The following is a 21,360-nucleotide window of genomic DNA, read 5'->3' as shown; positions in this document are numbered from 1 at the left end:
ACGTGTGGGATCACGAAGCCGCAACCGTGTTGCAAATGTGACGGGATATGACTCATGTTGCCAGTGTTACGGCGCGCCTCCGTGGTAAATCGGCCGACGGCGGACACAATCGGGCGTCATGAAGATGTCTGCGCTGCTCTCCCGGAATGCAGGTTCGCGCCCCGGTATCACCGGCACGGCGCGCGTCGATCGTGACGTTGACCGGCTGCTGCGCCGGGTGGAACCGGGCGACATCGTGGTCATCGACGTCCTGGACCTGGACCGGGTGACCGCTGACGCGCTGGTCGACGCGAACGTCGCCGCGGTGGTCAACGCGTCGTCGTCGATCTCGGGTCGTTACCCGAACCTGGGGCCGGAGGTGCTCGTCGCCAACGGCATCACCCTCATCGACGACACCGGTTCCGAGGTCTTCAAGAAGGTCAAGGACGGGGCCCGGGTCCGGCTGCACAACGGCGGGATCTACCACGGCGACCGCCGGCTGGTGCTGGGCCACGAGCGCAACGACGAGGAGATTTCCGACAAGATGCACGAGGCCAAGAGCGGCCTGGTCGAGCATCTGGAGGCGTTCGCCGGAAACACCATCGAGTTCATCCGCAGTGAGAGCCCGCTGCTCATCGACGGGATCGGGATTCCCGACATCGACGTCGACCTGTACCGCCGGCACGTCGTGGTGGTTGCCGATGAGGCCGGTGCGGCCGACGACCTGCGCGCGCTGCGGCCGTTCATCAAGGAGTACCACCCGGTGCTGATCGGTGTCGGCGCCGGCGCCGACCTGCTCCGCAAGGCCGGCTACCGCCCCGAACTGATCGTCGGTGACCCCGAGCGGATCAGTGCCGAGGCGCTCAAGTGCGGTGCCCAGGTGGTGCTGCCCGCCGACGCAGACGGGCACGCGCCCGGCCTGGAGCGCATCCAGGACCTCGGCGTCGGGGCGATGACCTTCCCGGCCGCCGGTTCGGCCGCCGACCTGGCGCTGCTGCTGGCCGACCATCACGGTGCCTCGCTGATCGTCACCGCCGGCCACACCGCCAGCATCGAGGAATTCTTCGACCGCAGTCGCCAGCGCAGCAACCCGTCGACCTTCCTGACCCGGCTGAAGGTGGGGGAGAAGCTGGTCGACGCCAAGGCCGTGGCCACCCTGTACCGCAGCCGGATCTCGGGCGGGGCGGTGGCGATGCTGGTGCTGGCGATGCTGATCGCCGTCATCGTGGCGCTGTGGGTCTCGCGCACCGACACGGTGGTGTTCACCTGGCTCGCGGACTATTGGAACCGCTTCGCGCTGTGGATCCAGCACCTGGTCAGCTAGTTCGTCACACCGCTGGAAGAGTCGGGGTTCTCTGGTGATTTCGCTTCGTTCGCATGCCATTTCGCTGGCGGCGGTGTTTCTCGCACTCGCCGTCGGTGTGGTGCTCGGTTCCGGGCTGCTGTCGGACACGCTGCTGTCGAGCATGCGCCAGGAAAAGCGTGACCTGCACGGCCAGATCAACACGCTGACCGACCAGAAGAACGCGATCAACGAAAAACTTTCCGCAGCAGATGATTTCAACACCGCGATGGCGCCGCGAATGGTCCGAGACGCGCTCAAGGACCGCTCGGTGGTGTTGTTCCGCACGCCCGATGCCAAGGACGACGACCTCGACGCCGTGCGCCGGGTCATCTCCACGGCCGGCGGAACGGTGTCCGCGACGGTCGCTCTCACCGACGAGTTCGTCGACGCCAACTCCGCCGAGAAGCTGAGCTCGGTGGTCAACTCGGTGCTGCTGCCGGCCGGCACTCAGCGCCAGACCACCCTGGTCGACCAGGGCTCCCAGGCCGGGGATGTACTCGGCCTGGCCCTGCTCAACGACCGCAACCCGGAAGCCCCGAAGGTCGATGACGCGCAGCGTGAGATCGTGCTCACCGCGCTGCGCGACACCGGCTTCATCAGCTATCCGGGCAAGACCTTCGGCGGCGCCGACACGGCGCTGATCGTCACCGGCGGGCCGCTGGGGGACGACGCCGGGAACAAGGGCACCACGGTGGCCCGGTTCGCCGCGGGCATGGCGCCGCACGGATTCGGCACCGTGCTGGCCGGCCGCGACGGTTCGGCGACCGGGACCGGCGCCGTGGCTGTGCTGCGCTCGGATCCGGGCATGTCGGCGGCGGTGACCAGCGTCGACGACATCGACAGCGAAGCCGGCCGGATCACCGCCGTGCTGGCACTGGCCGAACTCATCGGCGGGGGCAAGCCCGGCGCGTTCGGCGTCGGCCAGGGCGCCACCAGCGTCACCGTGCCGCAGTAACCCTCCCCGCTGCAGCCGCGACGGCGCGTTGCCGCCGGGTTGTCCGCGACGGTGTTAGGGTGAACTCCCGTGGGTCGGCAGGCCCGGCTAGGTGAATCATTGCCCGGCATCGTAGGACCACGGAGGTTTGCTCGTGCCATCGCTTCGCAAGCATTCGCAGACGGCGACCAAGCACATCTTCGTCAGCGGCGGGGTGGTGTCCTCGCTGGGTAAGGGCCTGACGGCCTCCAGCCTGGGCCAGCTGCTGACTGCTCGTGGACTGGCCGTCACCATGCAGAAGCTCGACCCGTATCTCAATGTCGACCCCGGGACGATGAACCCGTTCCAGCACGGCGAGGTGTTCGTCACCGAGGACGGCGCGGAAACCGATCTCGACATCGGCCACTACGAACGCTTCCTGGACCGCGACCTGTCTGGCTCGGCGAACGTCACCACCGGTCAGGTCTACTCGACGGTGATCGCCAAGGAACGTCGCGGCGACTACAACGGCGACACCGTGCAGGTCATCCCGCACATCACCGACGAGATCAAACGTCGCATCATGGTGATGGCCGAACCCGATGCCGAGGGCCGCCGGCCCGACGTGGTGATCACCGAGATCGGCGGCACCGTCGGTGACATCGAATCGCTGCCGTTCCTGGAGGCGGCCCGCCAGGTCCGCCACGAGGTGGGCCGGGACAACTGCTTCTTCCTGCACGTCTCCCTGGTGCCGTTCCTCAAGCCGTCGGGCGAGCTGAAGACCAAGCCGACCCAGCATTCGGTGGCCGCGCTGCGCAGCATCGGCATCACCCCCGACGCGCTGATCCTGCGGTGCGACCGCGACGTCCCGGAGCCGCTGAAGAACAAGATCGCCCTGATGTGCGACGTCGACGTGGACGGCGTGATCTCCACCCCGGACGCCCCCTCGATCTACGACATCCCCAAGGTGCTGCACCGCGAGGAACTCGACGCCTATGTGGTGCGCCGGCTCAATCTGCCGTTCCGCGATGTCGACTGGCGGGAGTGGGATGACCTGCTGTCGCGCGTGCACGATCCGCAGGAAAGCGTGCGGATTGCCTTGGTGGGCAAGTACATCGATCTGTCGGATGCCTATCTCTCGGTGGCTGAGGCGCTGCGCGCGGGTGGCTTCAAACACCGCACCAAGGTGGAGCTGGTGTGGGTCGCCTCCGACGAGTGCGAAACCGACGCCGGGGCGCTGCACGCCCTGGGCGACGTGCACGGAATCCTGATCCCCGGCGGGTTCGGCATCCGCGGGATCGAGGGCAAGATCGGCGCCATCCGCTACGCCCGCACCCACGGGGTGCCGCTGCTGGGACTGTGCCTGGGCCTGCAGTGCATCGTCGTCGACGCCGCCCGCACCGCCGGGATCACCGATGCCGGATCCGAGGAGTTTGACCCCGACGGCGCCAACCCGGTCATCTCGACCATGGCCGACCAGCGCGAGATCGTCTCCGGCGAGGCCGATCTGGGCGGCACCATGCGGCTGGGCGCCTACCCGGCGGTGCTGCTGCCGGATTCGGTGGTCGCGGGCGCCTACGGCACCACCGAGGTCTCCGAACGCCACCGGCACCGCTACGAGGTCAACAACGCCTACCGCGACCGCATCGCCGAGAGTGGCCTGGTGTTCTCCGGCACCTCGCCCGACGGGCACCTGGTGGAGTTCGTGGAGTACCCGGCCGACAAGCATCCGTTCCTGGTCGGCACCCAGGCGCACCCGGAGCTCAAGAGCCGGCCCACCCGGCCGCACCCGCTGTTCGCGGCATTCATCGCGGCGGCCATCGACTACAAGGCGGCCGAGCGGCTGCCGCTGGAGAATCTCGAGCTCGGTACCCACCGGCTGGCCGGCGCCGAGCTGGACGCCGTCATTCTCGAGCCCGACCCCCGTGGCTGAGCACGATTTCGAAACCCTCTCCAGCGAAACACTTTTCGTCGGGAAGATCTTTGCGCTGCGCGCCGACCAGGTGTTGATGCCCGGCGGGGCGGTGGCGCGCCGGGAGATCCTGGAACACTACGGCGCGGTCGCGATCGTCGCCCTGGACGACGACGATCAGATCGTCCTGGTCTACCAGTACCGGCACGCCTTCGGCCGGCGGCTGTGGGAACTGCCGGCCGGCCTGCTCGACCTCGACGGCGAGGCACCCGAGCTGACCGCCGCGCGGGAACTGGAGGAGGAAGCCGGGCTGCGCGCAGCCACCTGGCAGGTGCTCGTCGACGCCGACTCCACCCCCGGCTTCACCGACGAAAGTGTGCGGATCTTCCTGGCCACCGGACTGACCGAGATCGGTCGCCCGCCCGGTCACGACGAGGAGGCCGACCTGGTGGTGTCGCGCTTCCCGCTGGCCGAGGCGGTGGCCATGGTGTTCGACGGCCGCATCGTCAACGCCCTGGCCGTCGCCGGCATCCTGGCGGCCTGGGCGGTGCGGACCGGAGCCGCCCAGCCCCGTCCCGTCGAGGCCGAGTGGGTCGACAAGCCCTGGCGGTTGGCCGCCCGTCGTCGCGAGACGCCGCAGTGACCACCGTGGAAACGCCGCTGGACACCCAGCTGCGCGGTTACCTCGATCACCTGATGATCGAGCGGGCGGTAGCCGCCAACACGCTGAGTTCCTATCGCCGCGACCTGCGGCGGTATCAGGAGCACCTGCGCGGCCGGGGTATCGAGGACCTGGCCGCGGCCACCGAGACCGACGTCAGCGAGTTCCTGGTGGCCCTGCGCCGCGGTGACCCCGACGCCGGTGTGGTGCCCCTGTCGGCCGTGTCGGCGGCCCGCGCGCTGATCGCCGTGCGTGGCCTGCACCGGTTCGCCGCCGCCGAGGGCATCGCGCCCGTCGACGTCGCGCGCGCAGTGAAACCTCCGACCCCGAGCCGGCGCCTGCCCAAGAGCCTGACCGTGGATCAGGTGCTGGCGCTGCTGGAGGCCGCCGGCGGCGACGGGGCGGCCGAGACGCCGCTGAGCCTGCGCAACCGGGCGCTGCTGGAACTGCTGTATTCCACCGGGGCCCGGATCTCCGAAGCCGTCGGCCTCGACATCGACGATGTCGACACCGAGGCGCGTGCGGTACTGCTGCGCGGCAAGGGCGGAAAGCAGCGGCTGGTGCCGATCGGGCGGCCGGCGGTGACCGCGGTGGACAACTACCTGGTCCGGGGCCGGCCGGAGCTGGCTGTCCGCGGCCGCGGCATCCCGGCGCTTTTCCTCAACGCCCGGGGTGGGCGGCTGTCGCGCCAGAGTGCCTGGCAGGTGCTGTCCGATGCCGCCGAGCGGGCCGGGATCGAGACCGCGGTCTCGCCGCACACCATGCGTCACTCGTTCGCCACCCATCTGCTGGAGGGTGGTGCCGACGTCCGAGTGGTGCAGGAACTGCTCGGCCACGCCTCGGTGACCACCACGCAGATCTACACCATGGTCACCGTGCATGCCTTGCGCGAGGTCTGGGCCACCGCGCATCCGCGGGCCCGGTAGTTCGAGCAGGCAGCTCGGGTTCGGGGAAAAGCGTCCGGAGCGGCCGTCGAGCGCGATTAGCGTGGAGCACACGGATCCGGAGGGTGCGCGCTTCGCGAGGTCACTTTGCAACATCGGCCCCTCTGCGGCTTGCGGCCAGGGCTATTGCGGGCGGTTCGCAGCTGTCGTCCGTCGCAGTTTGGTTCCACTTAGGTACACGGTTATCGGCGGGTGACGGTCGCGACCTGTGGTTTTGTCGCGTCGCGTCCACAGCTCGTGTACGTAAGTGGTCGCGCGGCCCCCGCGTCTGGGTTGACCGACCACTTGCGTGCCGGCCAGCCTCGCCGAACCGCCCGGTCAGCCCAGGTACGTCGACTCCAGCACCAGGTCGGGCAGCAGCGTCTGGTACTCCGCGTGGGTCTTGTGCTCGACGGTGTCCCACAGCGCACCCTGCTGCTCGGCCATGTAGCTGCGGTACCGCGGGGCGCCGGGCAACCCGACGTTGTCGGCGACCGCGATCGACCCGCGATGCAGCCAGCCGCGGTCGAGGATGCTGCGCAGGTCGCGCAGGTAGGCGTCCTTGTCGTGGTCGAGGAACAGAAAATCCAGGGTGCCGTCGGCGAAGCCATGCTCGTCGGCGAGCAGGTCGAGCGTCGCACCGCCGTCGCCGATGGTCCCGACGACACAGGTGATCCGATCGGCGAGCCCGGCGTGCGCCCAGATCCGGCGGGCGTTGGCGGCGTTGGCTTCGGCCAATTCCACCGACACCACCCGAGCATTCGGCGCGGCGCGGGCGATCCGCAGCGCCGAGTAGCCGCAGTAGGTGCCCAGTTCCAGGGCCAGCCGCGGGTCGGCCCGGCGGACCGCGGTATCCAGCAACGCGCCCTTCTCGTCGCCGACGTTGATCAGAAACGACTGCTCGTAGGCGAACCGGTCGATGGTGGCCAGCACGTCGTCGACGTCGCCGGGGCGGGCGTTGGCAAGCACGTAGTCGACCGCCGCCGCCTCGCGCCCGTCGCCGATCTGACCGGTGGTGGTGATGTTGCGGGCACCCAGTGCCATCCGCAGAAACGACCACCGCAACAGCGGAATCCTGCGCTTGAGATCCATGCGCCCAGGATAGGACGCCCGGGTTCGCCAGCGGGTCGTCCCGGCCGCAGCCACCCGCGGGATAGACTGCCCAGCAATGTCCGCAAGACGATCGATGGATGGGGGAGTACGGGCGTGACCGACAGCTCAGCCGACGACGTCACGCTGGGTCCGACCGGTCGACCACCCCGTCACATTCCCGAGCCGAAGCCGCTGACCAGCCACGGTCCGGCAAAGGTCATCGCGATGTGCAACCAGAAGGGTGGCGTCGGCAAGACCACCTCGACGATCAACCTGGGCGCCGCACTGGCCGAATACGGCCGCCGGGTGCTGCTGGTGGACCTCGACCCGCAGGGCGCGCTGTCGGCGGGCCTGGGCGTGCCGCACTACGAACTCGAATACACCGTGCACAACCTGCTGGTGGAACCCCGGGTGTCGATCGACCAGGTGCTGATCACCACCCGGGTGTCCGGGCTGGATCTGGTGCCGTCGAACATCGACCTGTCCGCCGCGGAGATCCAGCTGGTCAACGAGGTGGGCCGGGAGCAGACCTTGGGCCGCGCGCTGCACCCGGTGCTGGACCGCTACGACTACGTGCTGATCGACTGCCAGCCGTCGCTGGGCCTGCTCACGGTGAACGGCCTGGCCTGCGCCGACGGCGTGATCATCCCCACCGAATGCGAGTACTTCTCGCTGCGCGGTCTGGCGCTGCTGACCGACACCGTCGACAAGGTGCACGACCGGCTCAATCCGCGGCTGGAGATCAGCGGCATCCTGATCACCCGCTACGACGCCCGTACCGTGAACGCTCGCGAGGTGATGGCCCGGGTGGTCGAGCGGTTCGGCGACCTGGTTTTCGACACCGTGATCAGCCGCACCGTGCGCTTCCCGGAGACCAGCGTGGCCGGCGAACCGATCACCACCTGGGCGCCGAAATCCACCGGCGCCGAGGCCTACCGAGCGTTGGCCCGCGAGGTCATCGACCGTTTCGGCACGTGAGCGCGCCCCAGGCCGCACCCGAACAGGACGCGCCGGGCGAACAGCCGGCGTCCACCGGTTTCCAGGTTCGGCTGCAGAACTTCGAGGGCCCGTTCGACCTGCTGCTGCAGCTGATCTTCGCGCATCGCCTGGATGTGACCGAGGTGGCGTTGCACCAGGTCACCGATGAATTCATCGCCTACACCAAGCAGATCGGCAGCCGGCTCGAGCTCGATGAGACGACGGCGTTCCTGCTGGTCGCCGCCACCCTGCTGGATCTGAAGGCGGCCCGGTTGCTGCCGGCCGGTCAGACCGAGGACGACGAGGACCTGGCGCTGCTGGAGGTCCGCGACCTGCTGTTCGCCCGGCTGCTGCAGTACCGCGCGTTCAAACACGTCGCGGAGCTGTTCGCCGAGCTGGAGGCCGCGGCGCTGCGCAGTTATCCGCGTGCGGTGTCGCTGGAGGAACGCTACGAGGGGCTGCTGCCCGAGGTGATGATCGGCGTCGACGCCGCGGCCTTCGCCCAGATCGCCGCGGCCGTGTTCACCCCGCGTCCGGTGCCGACGGTCGGCGTCGGTCACCTGCATCAGGTGATGGTGTCGGTGCCCGAGCAGGCGCAGAAGCTGTTGCGCCAGTTGGAGACTCGCGGTGTGGGGCAGTGGGCGTCATTCCGCGAGTTGGTCGCCGACTGCACCGCCGGCATCGAGGTGGTCGGGCGCTTCCTGGCGCTGCTCGAGCTCTACCGGGCCCGGGCGGTAGCATTCGAGCAGCCAGAAGCGCTGGGACTGCTGCAGATTTCCTGGACCGGGGACAGCCCGACCGCCGAACAACTGGTACAGGCCCTCGCCGCGGACGAAGAGGTTTAACGCATGACCGAAAACGCCGGCCCCGTCGTCGAGACCGGCGCCCTGGCCGAGGACGACGAGACGCCAGGCCTCGACGACACCGCTTCCCCCGAGCTCGACGACAGGCATTTCCCCGAACACGACGACATCCTGCCGGGCGCCGACGAGGACTCCGCACTGCCCGAGCTTGAGGACGGTGTTGATACGTCGGATCTCTGCGGGGCTCGTTCCTCGCCCCTTGAGGACGACGAACTGGACCGGGTGCTGGAGGCGCTGCTGCTGGTGGTCGACACCCCGATCAGCGTCGCCGGACTGGCGGCGGTCACCGAGGCACCCGAGCACCGGATCTCCGCGCGGCTGGCGGAGCTGGCCGCCGGCTACGCCGAACGTGACAGCGGCATCGACCTGCGCGAGGCCGGTGGCGGGTGGCGGATGTACACCCGCGCCCGGTTCGCCCCGTATGTCGAGCGGTTGCTGCTCGACGGGGCCCGCTCCAAGCTGACCCGCGCGGCGCTGGAGACCCTGGCGGTGATCGCCTATCGCCAGCCGGTCACCCGCGCCCGGGTCAGCGCGGTCCGCGGCGTCAACGTGGACGCGGTGATCCGCACGCTGGCCGCCCGCGGGCTGATCGTTGAGGCCGGACCGGACCCCGACAGTGGCGCGGCGACGTTCACCACCACCGAACTGTTCCTGGAACGGCTCGGGTTGACCTCGCTGGCCGAGCTGCCCGACATCGCACCCCTGCTGCCCGACGTCGACGTGATCGACGATCTGAGCGAGAACCTGGAGTCCGAGCCGCGTTTCATGAAGCTGAACTCCCCGGGGCCCGCGGAGGCTGATGCCGGGCCACTGCCCAACTTCGAACTGGATCAGGAAACATGACCGAGAGCAACGAGGGCATACGCCTGCAGAAAGTGTTGTCGCAGGCCGGGATTGCGTCCCGCCGCGTGGCCGAGCGGATGATCACCGACGGCCGCGTCGAGGTCGACGGCCGCATCGTCACCGAACTCGGCACCCGGGTCGATCCCGAGACCTCGGTGATCCGGGTCGACGGGACCCGGGTGCGCCTCGACGACGACCACGTCTACCTCGCGCTCAACAAGCCGCTGGGCATGGTGTCGACCATGTCCGACGAGCAGGGCCGCCCGTGCATCGGCGACCTGATCGAACACCGCGTGCGCGGCAACAAGAACCTGTTCCACGTCGGTCGTCTCGACGCCGACACCGAGGGCCTGATCCTGTTGACCAACGACGGCGAACTGGCCAACCGGCTGATGCATCCGTCCTATGAGGTGCCCAAGACCTACGTGGCCACCGTGGTCGGCAAGGTGCCCCGCGGACTGGGCAAGCAGCTGCGCGAGGGCGTGGAACTCGAGGACGGCCCGGTCAAGCTGGACGACTTCGCGCTCGTCGACACGCTGCCGGGACGGGCTATGGTGCGAATCACCTTGCACGAGGGCCGCAAACGCATCGTGCGTCGGTTGATGGACTCGGTCGGGCTGCCCGTCGAGGCGCTGGTGCGCACCGACATCGGTGCGGTGTCGCTCGGAGATCAGCGACCGGGGAGCATTCGCGCGCTGACCCGCAAGGAGATCGGCGAACTGTCCAAGGCGGTGGGCCTGTGACCGGCGGGGCCGAACGCGGTGTGGTTGTCGCCATCGACGGCCCGGCGGGAACCGGAAAGTCCACCGTCGCACGAGGTTTGGCGCATGCCCTGGGGGCCCGCTACCTGGACACCGGGGCGATGTACCGGATCGTGACGCTCGCGGTGCTGCGTGCGGGCGTCGACATCGACGACCCGGCGGCGATCGCCGCGGTGGACGCCCCGATCACCGTGAGCTTCGACCCCGACGACACCCACGCCTACCTGGGTGACGAAGACGTATCGGTCGAGATCCGCGGCGACGCGGTGACCGCGGCGGTGTCGGCGGTCTCGGCCGTGCCCGCGGTGCGGACCCGGCTGGTGGCCCGGCAGCGTGAATTGGCCGCCGGTGCGGGCAGTGTGGTGGTCGAGGGCCGCGACATCGGCACGGTGGTGCTGACCGACGCCGACGTGAAGATCTTCCTGACGGCCTCGGCGGCCGTACGGGCGCAGCGGCGCAACGACCAGAACGTCGCCGCCGGTCTGCCCGACGACTATCCCGGCGTGCTGGCCGATGTCACCCGTCGTGACGAACTGGATTCCACCCGCGCGGTATCCCCGTTGCGTCCGGCCGAGGACGCGGTCATCGTGGACAGCGGCGATATGACGCAGGAGCAGGTGATCTCCCGGCTCGTCGAGCTGGTGGCCGAGCGGAGCGAGGTGCTGCGATGACCGACGTCGAAGAATTTCCCGGTGACGGGACCTGGTCGGATGAAAGCGACTGGGACAGTGTCGGTTCGGAGTTCATCGACGCCGACGACGAGGCGTTCTCCGGGCCGCCTCCGGTGGTGGCAGTGGTGGGGCGGCCCAACGTCGGCAAGTCCACACTGGTCAACCGGATCCTGGGGCGCCGGGAAGCCGTCGTGCAGGATCTGCCCGGGGTGACCCGCGACCGGGTGTCCTACGACGCGAGCTGGACCGGGCACCGATTCGTCGTGCAGGACACCGGCGGTTGGGAGCCCGACGCCAAGGGGCTGCAACAGCTGGTCGCCGACCAGGCCGCGGTGGCGATGCGCACCGCCGACGCGATCATTCTCGTCGTCGACGCCGTCGTCGGCGCCACCGCCGGGGACGAGGCCGCCGCCAAGATCCTGCGCCGATCCGGCAAGCCGGTCTTCCTGGCCGCCAACAAGGTCGACGGTGAACGCCAGGAGCCCGAGGCCGCCGCGCTGTGGTCGCTGGGCCTGGGGGAGCCGCACCCGATCAGCGCCATTCACGGCCGCGGCGTCGCCGACCTGCTCGACGCGGTTGTCGCCGACCTGCCCGAGGTGTCCGAGCTGGGATCGCGCACCGGCGGGCCCCGGCGCGTCGCCCTGGTCGGGAAACCGAACGTGGGCAAGAGTTCGCTGCTCAACCGGCTGGCCGACGAGGAACGCTCGGTGGTGCACGACGTCGCCGGCACCACCGTCGACCCGGTAGACTCGCTGATCGAGTTGGGCGGGCGCACTTGGCGTTTCGTCGACACCGCGGGGTTGCGGCGCAAGGTCGGACAGGCCAGCGGACACGAGTTCTACGCGTCGGTGCGCACCCGCGGAGCGATCGACGCCGCCGAGGTGTGCCTGGTGCTCGTCGACGCCTCCCAGCCGCTGACCGAGCAGGATCTGCGGGTGATCTCGATGGTCATCGAGGCGGGCCGGGCGCTGGTGCTGGTGTTCAACAAGTGGGACATGGTCGACGAGGACCGGCGCTACCTGCTGGACAAGGAGATCGACCGCGAGCTGACGCAGGTCGCCTGGGCGCCGCGGGTCAACATCTCGGCGAAAACCGGTCGGGCGGTGGCCAAGCTGGTGCCCGCCCTGGACCGGTCACTTCAATCCTGGGACTCCCGGGTCTCCACCGGGCAGCTCAACACCTTCCTCAAGGAAGTGGTGGCCGCCACGCCACCGCCGGTGCGCGGCGGGAAACAACCGCGGATTCTGTTCGCCACCCAGGCCGCCACCCGGCCGCCCACCTTCGTGCTGTTCACCAGCGGCTTCCTGGAGGCCGGCTATCGGCGCTTCCTGGAGCGGCGGTTGCGCGAGACGTTCGGGTTCGAGGGCAGCCCGATCCGGATCAACGTGCGGGTCCGGGAGAAGCGCGGCAACAGCGGTAACAGGAGACGCTGAGCGTTCCCGAGTAGGGTTGCCGCCGTGTCGGTGACCCACATGATCCTGATCGCGCTGGCGGGCATCGGTGCCGGCGCGATCAACTCCCTGGTCGGCTCCGGCACGCTGATCACCTTCCCGACCCTGGTCACCCTCGGCGTACCGCCGGTGACGGCCACCATGTCCAATGCCGTCGGCCTGGTAGCCGGGGGAGTCTCGGGGACCTGGGCCTACCGGCGGGAACTGTCCGGGCAGGCCGACCGGCTGCGGTGGCAGATCCCCGCGTCGCTGATCGGCGCCGGGATCGGTGCCTGGCTGCTGCTGCACCTGCCGGAGAAGGTGTTCACCGAGGTGGTGCCGGTGCTGCTGGTGCTGGCGCTGGTGCTGGTGGTCGTCGGTCCGCGGATCCAGGCCTGGGCCAGGCGGCGGGCCGAGCAGGCCGGGCACGGCGCCGACCACGTCAGTCCGCGCCAGATGGCGGCCCTGGTGGCGGGCACCTTCGCCGTCGGGGTCTACGGGGGCTACTTCACCGCCGCGCAGGGCATCCTGCTGATCGGGGTGATGGGCGCGCTGCTGCCCGAGGACATGCAGCGGATGAACGCCGCCAAGAACCTGCTGGCGCTGCTGGTGAACATCGTCGCCGCAGCGGCCTACACGCTGGTCGCCTTCGACCGGATCAACTGGACCGCCGCCGCGCTGATCGCCGTCGGGTCCCTGATCGGTGGCTGGCTGGGCGGTCACTACGGACGACGGCTGTCGCCGAACGCCCTGCGCATCGTCATCGTGGTGGTGGGCCTGATCGGGCTGTACCGGCTGCTGACGGTGTAGGGCCGGCGGGAATCCGTCGGCCCGTCCGGTTCGTTCCTCGCGGCTCCCTGCATCCCAGGACCGACAAAAAACCCGCCGACTCTGTCGGCGGGAAATTTGTCGGGCTGACAGGATTTGAACCTGCGACCACTTGACCCCCAGTCAAGTGCGCTACCAAGCTGCGCCACAGCCCGCGGGCCCACCGGAATCCAACCGGTGGACGCCAAGAACCATACATCAGCGGTCGGTGGAACTCCGAAACCGGTGCTGGGGTTGGCCACGGCAGGCCGGTATCAGCGGCCGAGCAGATCCGTCAGCAGGGCGATGCGGGCGTCTTCGAGTTCGGGTTGCGGCAGCACCCGTCGCACCAGGGCGGCGCCGTCGAAGATGTTCAGCACGGTGGTCAGGGCCACGGCCAACTCCTCGTCGGGAACCCGCTCGAGACCGGGTGCGGTTCTTGCGGTGCGGAAGATGTTCTCCGCGTACGCGGCGAGGACGGTCCGAAGGGTGGCTCGCAGTGTGTCGTCGGTGCGCGCGGCCACCATCAGCTCATGCCACACCGTGTTGGTGTCGCTGCCCGCGATGTCGCGCAGGATGGTCAGCATCGCCGGCAGCGGCGGCTGGCCCGCCGGAATCTGTGCCACCAGCTTGGCGGCCAGGTCGAGCTGGCGGCGTGCCACTTCCTGTGCGGTCGCCGCCATGAAGTCACTCATGGTGGGGAAGTGCCGGAACAGAGCTCCGCCCGAGACACCGGCGCGCTTGGCGATCACGGCGGCGGATGCGCGCGCGTAACCCAGCTCGATGATGGTGTCGATGCCGGCGTCGATCAGCCGCGCCACGGTTTCCGCGCGCCGTTGCTGCTGCGTTCTGGTCATCTCAGACCGGCGCGTGGTCGCGCTTGGTGCTGCCCGCCCGCAGATACCGACCGGATTTCATCGTCGCGCCGTAGCCGTCGCGGAATCGCCCGGCGCGAAACACCACGGTGCCGCCGACAGCGGTCGCCACGACGGCGTCGTCGTTGCGGTTCACCATCCGGCTCAGGCCACCGTAGAACGGCACCGGGTCCTCGTGGTAGGCGTCGAGTTCCTCGTTGAGCCCCGCGGGGTCGATCACCACGAAGTCCGCGCGATCGCCGTGGCGCAGCGTTCCGGCCGGAACGCCGAACCAGTCGGCCACCTCGGCGGTCAGCCGGTGCACGGCCGCGGCCGTCGACAGGAACGGACGGCCGGCCAGCTGCGCGTCACGAACTCTCTTGAGCAGCCGCAGCGGATAGTTGTAGAAGGCCATATTGCGCAGGTGCGCACCGGCGTCCGAGAAGCCCATGTGAACGGACGGCTCCTTGGCCAGCTTGTCGAGCTGTTTGGGCCGGGCGTTGGCGACGATGGTGGTCCAGCGGACGTTCCGCTCGCCGTTGTCGACCAGCACGTCGAGGAACGCGTCGAGCGGGTGGATGTCGCGCTCGTCGGCGATCTGCCCGAAGGTCTTGCCGATCAGCGCCGTATCCGGGCATTCCACGATTGTGGCGTCGTGGAAATCGCGGTGCCACAGGGTCGGGCCGAGCTTGCGGCGATCGAAGGACTTACGGAACCGGCGTCGGTAGTCGGGATCGGCCAGCAGCGTGTTGCGCTCTATCTGGTCCTTGAGATGCAGCGCGGCGGTTCCGGCGCCGAACTCCTCGAACACCGGTAGGTCGATTCCGTCGGAATACAGTTCGAACGGGACGGGGAGATGCTGGAACCGCACGTTGGCGTTGAGGATCCGGTTGAGGAATCGGGTGCCGGGCCCCAGCAGACGCACTGCGGCCGGCGATGACTTCGCGTCGGCGGAAACCAGCAGGCTCATCCGCACCCCTCGCCGGTGGCCGAACATGCCGCTGCTCTCCAGGAAGAAGTTGAGAGCCTCCTGTGCCCTGGCGACGTTGGGGGCGCTCTGCAGCATCCGGCCTCGCCGGCGGAGTACGGCGATGAGCCTCCGGCGTTCCCGCCAGGTGGCGAACGTCGAGGGCAGGGCCCGAGACCGGAACCGGTCGCCGTCGAGCTTGTCGATCGCCGCGTCCATCCCGGACATGCCGAGCATTCCGGCCTCCAGCGCTTCGTCGAGCCGGGAGACCATGGTCTCCAGTTCGGCCTCGGTCGGTGTGACCCCGCGGGTGGTGGCACGGTCGAGCCCGAGGACCGATGCGCGTAGGTCGGAGTGGCCCAGCATGGAGGCGATATTGGGACCCAGTGGCAGATCATCGAGTGCCTGCACGTAGTCGGCCGGACCTGACCACGTCTTGCGCTGTTCGAGAGCGTCGAGCACGAAGTTGCGCGGGACGGCCTCCACCCGGCTGAACAGGTCGGCGGCGTCCTCTGTGTCGGCGTAGACCGTCGACAGCGAGCACATTCCCAGCAGCACGGTGGTGACGCCGTGGCGCACCGATTCGCGGAGGCCGGGGTCGAGCAGGACTTCGGCGTCGTAGTGCGTGTGTACGTCGATGAAGCCGGGAACGATCCACTTGCCGCCGGCGTCGATGACGTCGGGACAGCCGGCCTCATCGAGCGGTTCGACCGACACGGCCGCGACGATCCCGTCGCGAATCCCCAGAGTGCGGAGCTGTGGGGCCGCGCCGGTGCCGTCGAACCACAGGCCGTTGCGAACGATGACGTCATAGGGCATGGGGCCACGGTAACTTAGAAAGTGAGTGGTTACAATCTTTTCTTGGGCGGCCGGAACTATCCCCACGCCGAATCACGGTACGAATTCCTCGGCTGGCTTGCGCGCCCGTGATCACAGATCGGCCAGAGGGCGGTGGTCGTCGGCGAGTTCGTCCGGATCTACGGGGCGCATGGCGCGAATCAACGCCTTGATGTCGTCGAGCCCGTCCCAGATGTTGACGTTCATCCCGGCCAGCACCCGGTCGGCGCCGTCGAGCCAGAACGCGGTGAACTCGCGGCCCGCCGTGTCACCGCGCGTCACCACCCGCTGATAGCCGGCCGAGTGCCCGACGTACTCCATGCCCAGGTCGTACTGATCGGTGAAGAAGTACGGCAGATCGTCGTACACGGCATCGCGGCCCAGCATCCCGGCCGCCGCGACGGCCGGCTGTTTGAGCGCGTTGGCCCAGTGCTCGGTGCGGATCCTGGTCTCCAACAACGGGTGCCACGCCGCCGCGATGTCCCCGGCGGCGTAGATGTGCGGATCGTCGGTACACAGCGACGCATTGACGAGCACCCCGCCCTCGGCCAGTTCCAGCCCGGCATGGTCGGCGAGTTCGATGTTGGGCGTCGCTCCGACGGCGACCAGCACGGCGTCGGTGTCCACCGTGGTGCCGTCGTCGAGGAGCAGTCCGGTGGCCCGGCCGTCACGGGTGGTGATCTCGGTGACGCCGGTATCGGTGCGCAGGTCCACACCGTGGGCCCGGTGCAGATCGGCGAATACCGCCGCGATCTGCGGTCCCAGTGCGCCCAGCAGGGGCAGCCTGGCGCTCTCCACCACGGTCACCGCCACCCCGCGCTCGCGGGCGACCGCGGCGACCTCCAGTCCGATCCAGCCGCCGCCGACAATGCCCAATCGCGCTCCCTCGGTCAGCGCCGCGCGGAGCGCCTCGGACTCGCCGACGGTGCGCAGGTAGTGCACCCCGTCGGCCTGGGCGCCGGGCAGATCGGGACGTCGGGACCGTGACCCCGTTGCCAGCAGCAACTTGTCGTAGGAGAACGCCGTACCGTCGGCCAGCGTGATCGCCTGCTTGTGCCGGTCCACGCCGGTGACCTCGGCGCCCGGCAGGACATCGACGTCGTGATCGCGGAACCACGCGGCGTCGTGAACGGTGAACTCGCCCAGCGTCGTCTTTCCGGCCAGAAAACCCTTGGACAGCGGCGGCCGCTCGTAGGGCAGTTGTTCTTCGCTGCCCAGCAGCAGAATGCGGCCGTCGAAACCGTTGTCGCGCAGAGCTTCTGCGCCCTTGGCGCCGGCCAATCCCGCTCCGACGATGATGAAGGTGGTTTTTCCGGCCATGATTTCTGCTCCCGTCGGTGCGTCCTCAGGTGAATCCTCGGCCCCCTACCGAGGATGGCCCTGGCCAACGCAATGGTCAACCACGGGCGACGGTGCTGGGATACCCGAGGTGGCGGCCCGCTAAACGAGATGGCGGAGGCCGCAGCCTTGCCTGCGATCCGCCGCCCGGCGGCCGCCATCACCACCGCTTGCTTTAATTGCGGTAATCGCGCGCCCGGGTGGCTGCCCTACCCCGGCGCTGTGCGTACCCGAGGGAGAGGACCACCCCATGACCGACTCCGGCACCGTCATCGACCCGGACAGCCCCGTCGTCGTCACCGGAGCCAGCGGCTACATCGGCAGCTGGATCGTCCGGCTTCTGCTGGAGGCCGGGCACACCGTGCACGCCACCGTGCGCAACCCGGACAAGCCTACCGGCCTGGAACACCTGCACGCCCTGTCCGACCGTCATCCCGGCCGGCTGCGGCTGTTCCGGGCGGACCTGCTGGACGACGGCAGCTTCGACGAGGCGATGGCCGGCGCCCAGCTGGTCATGCACACCGCATCGCCCTTCCTGCTCTCCGGCGTGACCGACCCTCAGGAGGAATTGGTCCGGCCGGCGCTGGAGGGCACCCGCAACGTGCTCGACTCGGTCAACCGCGCCGACAGCGTCCGGCGCGTGGTACTGACCAGCAGCGTCGTCGCGATCTACGGCGACGCCCGGGAGCTCCTCGACGTCCCCGGCCGCGTCTTCACCGACGATCACTGGAACACCACCAGCAGCGTGGACCATCAGCCGTACCCGTACTCGAAGACCGTCGCCGAACGCGAGGCCTGGCGCTATCAGCAGGAACAGGACCGCTGGGATCTGGTCACCATCCATCCCGGGCTGGTGCTGGGCCCGTCGCTGACCACCGCCAGTGAGTCGGCCAGCCTGTCCACCATGAAGCAGTTCACCGACGGCACCCTGCTGGCCGGGGCGCCGGCGCTGACCGTCGGCGTGGTGGACGTGCGCGACGTCGCCGAGGCCCACCTGCGGGCCGGATACACCCCCGAGGCGCACGGCCGCTACATCGTCAACGCCGGCTCGATGACCCTGCTGGAAATCGGAAAGACGTTGCGCGCCAAGTTCGGTCCGCTCTACCCGTTCCCGTGGACGACCGCGCCCAAGGCGGTGATCAAGGCGATCGCCCCGTTGGCCGGGCTCACCCGCAAGTACGTCGACCTCAACATCGGCTACCCGCTGGAGTTCGACAACAGCCGCAGCCGCGACGAGTTGGGACTGACCTACCGGCCGACGTCCGAAACCGTCACCGAACACTTCCAGCAGATGATCGACGACGGCGTGGTGGGCAAACGCCCCGGCGGCCGCTGACCCGCACCCCGTCGATCCGGGTGCGGGCGCTCAGCCCGCCATGAAGGTGTTGTACGCCGAGGCCAACTCACCCGGCAGCACGCTGACGTTGCATTTGCGCTGCACGTCACCCAGCGGTGACAGGATGCCCCGCAGGTCGTGGTACTCCGCCGGGTTCGCGGTGAAGTAGTTGCGCAGGTTCGTCTCCGCCTCGGGCCGCGGCTGATTCATTGCGGCGCTGACCGCCTGATTCGCCCCGGGGTGGCCGTCGAGGTACACCTGCGCGGCCGTCGTGACGGACCCGACGGTGCCCGAGATCTCGCTCGCGCTGCAACCGGCGGCGGGTGCCGCATGTGCCACCGGCACCAGCGCCAACGCCGCACCTGCGATCAGCGTCCCGAACGCGGTCCGGGTCAGATTTTTGCGCACAGCGCTGCCAGAGAAGTTCGTCATGAGTCTCCGTCCTTGCCGTCATGGGCGGGCGACCCGCTGGTCGGATTCGCCCCGTGGCAGAGGGGGTTCCCGTTGCCCCGGTCGGGCAAACCCGCCGGGCGGTGACGTGGCGCACACGGCGGTATCGCATCGGCCGGTGCACGGTACCGGCCACCGCGGCGTCTACGATCACGTCAAACGACAGGCGGAGAATCGATGACAACGGCACCGGAACCCCACGCTCTCATGGAGCGGGTCGGCCACTACTACAAGGCCGATCACCTCTACTCGGTGGACCGCACCAAGGTCCTCGAGTACGCCCGGGCGGTGCAGGACTACCACCCCGCGCACTGGGACGACGACGCCGCAGCGGCGCTGGGCTATTCCGGACTGGTGGCGCCGTTGACGTTCACCGCGATCCCCGCGATGGCCGCCAACCGCAAGCTGCTCGAAGGGGTTGTCGTCGGGTACGAGACCTACGTGCAGACCGAGGAGGTCTTCGAGCAGCACCGCCCGATCGTCGTCGGTGACATCCTGCAGACCGACGTCGAACTGTCCGCCGTGCGCCGCGTCGCCGGCCGCGACATGATCACCATCACCAACACCTTCGTCGACCAGCACGGCGAGAACGTGCACACCATGCACACCACCGTCGTCGGCGTCACGGCCGAGGATGTCGACCCGGGCATCAACGACGCCGTCAAGAAGGTGATGATGCACGACGTCGACTTCGACTCGTTCGAGGCCGCCTCCGCCGACTACGTCAAGACGGTCCGCCCGGACGGGCCGCAACGCATCGCCACCGCCGGTGCGACCCGCGTTCCGGGGTCGCTGAGTTTCGACGAGCTCGCCGTCGGTGACCAGCTGCCGGTGCACCACACCGGGCTGACCCGGGGCGACCTGGTCAACTACGCCGGTGTGGCCGGCGACGTGAACCCGATCCACTGGGACGAGAGCATCGCCAAGCTGGCCGGGCTCCCGGACGTCATCGCACACGGCATGCTCACCCTCGGCCTGGGCGCCGGGTATGTCTCGTCGTGGACGGGAGACCCGGGCGCGGTCACCAAGTACACGGTGCGGCTGTCGGCGCCGGCCATTGTTCCGGCCGACGGACGCGGGGACATCGAATACACCGGCCGCATCAAGTCGTTGGACCCCGACACCCGAAGTGGCGTCGTCATCATCGGCGCCAAGTCCGTCGACAAGAAGATCTTCGGCATGGCGACGATGAACGTCCGCTTCTCGTAACAGCCCGAGCACGAGCACTGGTTCGGCGCGGCGCTGGTCCGACGAGCCGAGCCGGCCCGACCCCTCGGTCGGTGCCGCAGTTGCATCACTGCACTTATGGCGCTCTGCTTTTGTGATTCGCGGCCCGCGCGGTGATTCCTCGCACTAGCGTGCCAGTCGTGAGCAAACCTGCCCGCCTGGCGATGGAGGTACCGCCGAGGCTTCTGGAGGAGCCGTCGGTGGGCGCCGGCGCGGCGGCGGGTGCGTGTCCGTGCGGACGGGCGCGGCGGTGATCGACGACACCGGTGTCGCGGCCGGGCCAACACCGGCCGGCGAAGTCCAGGGCTGGGTCCGCGGCTACCTGCACAACCACCCGATCGCTTCGCTGGAGACCGTGGGCGGTCAGATCGTGCTGGGCCTGCGTGCCATTCAGTACCTTTTCGTCGGCATTTTCCGCGGCCGGTTCAACGTCAAGGAATTCCTCGACCAGATGGCGTTCATGTCCGGAACCGCCTTCACCCCAACGATTCTGGTCACCATCCCGATCAGTGTCACGCTGTCGATCCAGTTCGCCCTGCTGGCCGGGCAGGTGGGTGCCTCCTCGCTGGCGGGTGCGGCGACCGGCATGGTGGTGATCCGGCAGGGCGCACCCCTGGTGGCGTCGCTGCTGCTGGCCACCGCCGTCGGCTCGGCGGTCTGCGCCGATCTGGGCTCCCGCACCATGCGCGAGGAGATCCAGGCGATGGAGGTGATGGGGGTCTCGTCCATCGAACGCCTCGTCGTCCCCCGGCTCGCCGCCCTGGTGCTGATCGGCATGCTGCTCACCGGAGTCACCAGCTTCGTCGGCTATGTGGCGAGCTACCTGTTCAACGTCTACATCCAAAACGGGACCCCGGGCTCGTTCATCGCCACGTTCTCGTCGTTCTCCACCGTGGGTGATCTCACGCTGGCGATGGTCAAGGCGATCGTCTTCGCGGTGCTGGTGGCGGTGATCAGCTGCCACAAGGGACTTGCCACCCGCGGCGGGCCGGCGGGCGTCGCCAACTCGGTCAACGCCGCGGTCGTCGAGGCGGTGCTGCTGATGATGATCGTCAACGTCGTGATGAGCAAGCTCTACGTGGTCCTCTTCCCCCAGCAGGTGCTGTAGATGGCCACCCCGACAACGCACAGTCCGCTGCCGGTCCGGGCCCTGGCGGACACCGGCGATGCGCT

General features: G+C 68.9%; 20 protein-coding genes and 1 tRNA gene. 15 read left to right on the top strand and 6 right to left on the bottom strand.

Annotated elements, in window-relative coordinates; all coding sequences use genetic code 11:
* The first annotated feature begins 118 nt into the window (after positions 1 to 118).
* The 5 genes from steA to xerD all read left to right on the top strand — a co-directional run bounded on the left by steA (position 119) and on the right by xerD (position 5,736).
* Entirely contained in the window at positions 119 to 1,303 is a 1,185-nt protein-coding gene (gene steA, locus G6N16_RS14395; protein ID WP_083029062.1) for a putative cytokinetic ring protein SteA, read from the top strand.
* A gap of 34 nt (positions 1,304 to 1,337) precedes the next feature.
* A complete protein-coding gene (locus G6N16_RS14390) occupies positions 1,338 to 2,279 on the top strand; it encodes a copper transporter (protein WP_083029061.1) in 942 nt (313 codons plus the stop codon).
* Between the two features lie 133 nt (positions 2,280 to 2,412).
* Positions 2,413 to 4,170, top strand: coding sequence for a CTP synthase (locus G6N16_RS14385; protein ID WP_083029060.1), 1,758 nt, complete (start codon positions 2,413 to 2,415; stop codon positions 4,168 to 4,170).
* Positions 4,163 to 4,792 (top strand): NUDIX domain-containing protein, encoded by a 630-nt coding sequence (locus tag G6N16_RS14380; RefSeq protein ID WP_083029059.1) that lies wholly within the window; start codon positions 4,163 to 4,165, stop codon positions 4,790 to 4,792. The genes G6N16_RS14385 and G6N16_RS14380 overlap by 8 nt, the downstream gene beginning before the upstream one ends.
* On the top strand, positions 4,789 to 5,736 hold the full coding sequence (gene xerD, locus G6N16_RS14375; protein ID WP_083029058.1) for a site-specific tyrosine recombinase XerD: 948 nt from the start codon (positions 4,789 to 4,791) through the stop codon (positions 5,734 to 5,736). The genes G6N16_RS14380 and xerD overlap by 4 nt, the downstream gene beginning before the upstream one ends.
* Positions 5,737 to 6,072: 336 nt before the next feature.
* On the opposite strand, the gene G6N16_RS14370 is transcribed toward xerD, so the two are convergent.
* Positions 6,073 to 6,825, bottom strand: a complete 753-nt coding sequence (locus tag G6N16_RS14370) for an O-methyltransferase (protein ID WP_083029057.1) — start codon at positions 6,823 to 6,825, stop codon at positions 6,073 to 6,075.
* 114 nt (positions 6,826 to 6,939) lie between these two features.
* On the opposite strand from G6N16_RS14370, the gene G6N16_RS14365 reads away from it, so the two are divergent.
* From G6N16_RS14365 to G6N16_RS14335, 7 genes are read left to right on the top strand one after another with little or no spacing between them, the layout of a single operon-like run.
* Complete coding sequence (locus tag G6N16_RS14365) at positions 6,940 to 7,803, top strand: ParA family protein (RefSeq protein ID WP_083029056.1); 864 nt, start codon at positions 6,940 to 6,942, stop codon at positions 7,801 to 7,803.
* Complete coding sequence (locus G6N16_RS14360) at positions 7,800 to 8,648, top strand: segregation/condensation protein A (protein ID WP_083029055.1); 849 nt, start codon at positions 7,800 to 7,802, stop codon at positions 8,646 to 8,648. Before G6N16_RS14365 ends, G6N16_RS14360 begins: the two co-directional genes overlap by 4 nt.
* A 3-nt stretch (positions 8,649 to 8,651) precedes the next feature.
* Positions 8,652 to 9,509, top strand: a complete 858-nt coding sequence (gene scpB / locus G6N16_RS14355) for an SMC-Scp complex subunit ScpB (RefSeq protein ID WP_083029054.1) — start codon at positions 8,652 to 8,654, stop codon at positions 9,507 to 9,509.
* Entirely contained in the window at positions 9,506 to 10,252 is a 747-nt protein-coding gene (locus G6N16_RS14350) for a pseudouridine synthase (protein WP_083029053.1), read from the top strand. The genes scpB and G6N16_RS14350 overlap by 4 nt, the downstream gene beginning before the upstream one ends.
* On the top strand, positions 10,249 to 10,941 hold the full coding sequence (gene cmk / locus G6N16_RS14345; RefSeq protein ID WP_083029052.1) for a (d)CMP kinase: 693 nt from the start codon (positions 10,249 to 10,251) through the stop codon (positions 10,939 to 10,941). The genes G6N16_RS14350 and cmk overlap by 4 nt, the downstream gene beginning before the upstream one ends.
* On the top strand, positions 10,938 to 12,374 hold the full coding sequence (gene der, locus G6N16_RS14340; protein ID WP_083029051.1) for a ribosome biogenesis GTPase Der: 1,437 nt from the start codon (positions 10,938 to 10,940) through the stop codon (positions 12,372 to 12,374). The genes cmk and der overlap by 4 nt, the downstream gene beginning before the upstream one ends.
* A gap of 24 nt (positions 12,375 to 12,398) precedes the next feature.
* Positions 12,399 to 13,181 (top strand): sulfite exporter TauE/SafE family protein, encoded by a 783-nt coding sequence (locus G6N16_RS14335; RefSeq protein ID WP_083029050.1) that lies wholly within the window; start codon positions 12,399 to 12,401, stop codon positions 13,179 to 13,181.
* 99 nt (positions 13,182 to 13,280) lie between these two features.
* Here G6N16_RS14335 and G6N16_RS14330 read toward each other — a convergent pair.
* From G6N16_RS14330 to G6N16_RS14315, 4 genes are all read right to left on the bottom strand, one after another.
* Positions 13,281 to 13,354, bottom strand: a tRNA-Pro gene (locus G6N16_RS14330).
* A gap of 99 nt (positions 13,355 to 13,453) precedes the next feature.
* Positions 13,454 to 14,035 (bottom strand): TetR/AcrR family transcriptional regulator, encoded by a 582-nt coding sequence (locus G6N16_RS14325; RefSeq protein WP_083029049.1) that lies wholly within the window; start codon positions 14,033 to 14,035, stop codon positions 13,454 to 13,456.
* Position 14,036: 1 nt separating this feature from the next.
* The gene (locus G6N16_RS14320) at positions 14,037 to 15,818 is read right to left on the bottom strand and encodes an N-acyl-D-amino-acid deacylase family protein (protein ID WP_083029048.1); all 1,782 of its coding nucleotides are present in this window, start codon (positions 15,816 to 15,818) and stop codon (positions 14,037 to 14,039) included.
* Positions 15,819 to 15,929: 111 nt separating this feature from the next.
* Entirely contained in the window at positions 15,930 to 17,156 is a 1,227-nt protein-coding gene (locus G6N16_RS14315; RefSeq protein WP_083029047.1) for an NAD(P)/FAD-dependent oxidoreductase, read from the bottom strand.
* Positions 17,157 to 17,424: 268 nt separating this feature from the next.
* Between G6N16_RS14315 and G6N16_RS14310 the strand changes: the two genes are divergently transcribed.
* Positions 17,425 to 18,510 (top strand): SDR family oxidoreductase, encoded by a 1,086-nt coding sequence (locus G6N16_RS14310; protein ID WP_197913107.1) that lies wholly within the window; start codon positions 17,425 to 17,427, stop codon positions 18,508 to 18,510.
* A gap of 30 nt (positions 18,511 to 18,540) precedes the next feature.
* Here the strand turns inward: G6N16_RS14310 and G6N16_RS14305 are convergent, their stop codons facing one another.
* Complete coding sequence (locus tag G6N16_RS14305) at positions 18,541 to 18,942, bottom strand: heme-binding protein (protein WP_083029046.1); 402 nt, start codon at positions 18,940 to 18,942, stop codon at positions 18,541 to 18,543.
* A gap of 195 nt (positions 18,943 to 19,137) precedes the next feature.
* On the opposite strand from G6N16_RS14305, the gene G6N16_RS14300 reads away from it, so the two are divergent.
* Positions 19,138 to 20,169 carry a fused (3R)-hydroxyacyl-ACP dehydratase subunits HadA/HadB gene (locus G6N16_RS14300; RefSeq protein ID WP_083029045.1) on the top strand — a complete coding sequence of 344 codons (1,032 nt, stop codon included), beginning with the start codon at positions 19,138 to 19,140 and terminating at the stop codon, positions 20,167 to 20,169.
* A 268-nt stretch (positions 20,170 to 20,437) separates the two neighbouring features.
* Positions 20,438 to 21,295: an MlaE family ABC transporter permease gene (locus tag G6N16_RS14295; RefSeq protein WP_083029084.1), complete on the top strand. Its 858-nt coding sequence runs from the start codon at positions 20,438 to 20,440 to the stop codon at positions 21,293 to 21,295.
* Positions 21,296 to 21,360: the final 65 nt, after the last annotated feature.

Source organism: Mycolicibacterium insubricum (assembly GCF_010731615.1).
GTDB lineage: Bacteria > Actinomycetota > Actinomycetes > Mycobacteriales > Mycobacteriaceae > Mycobacterium > Mycobacterium insubricum.
The sequence above is the reverse complement of the archived record's forward strand: the minus strand, read 5'-3'. Positions and strand labels throughout refer to the sequence as shown.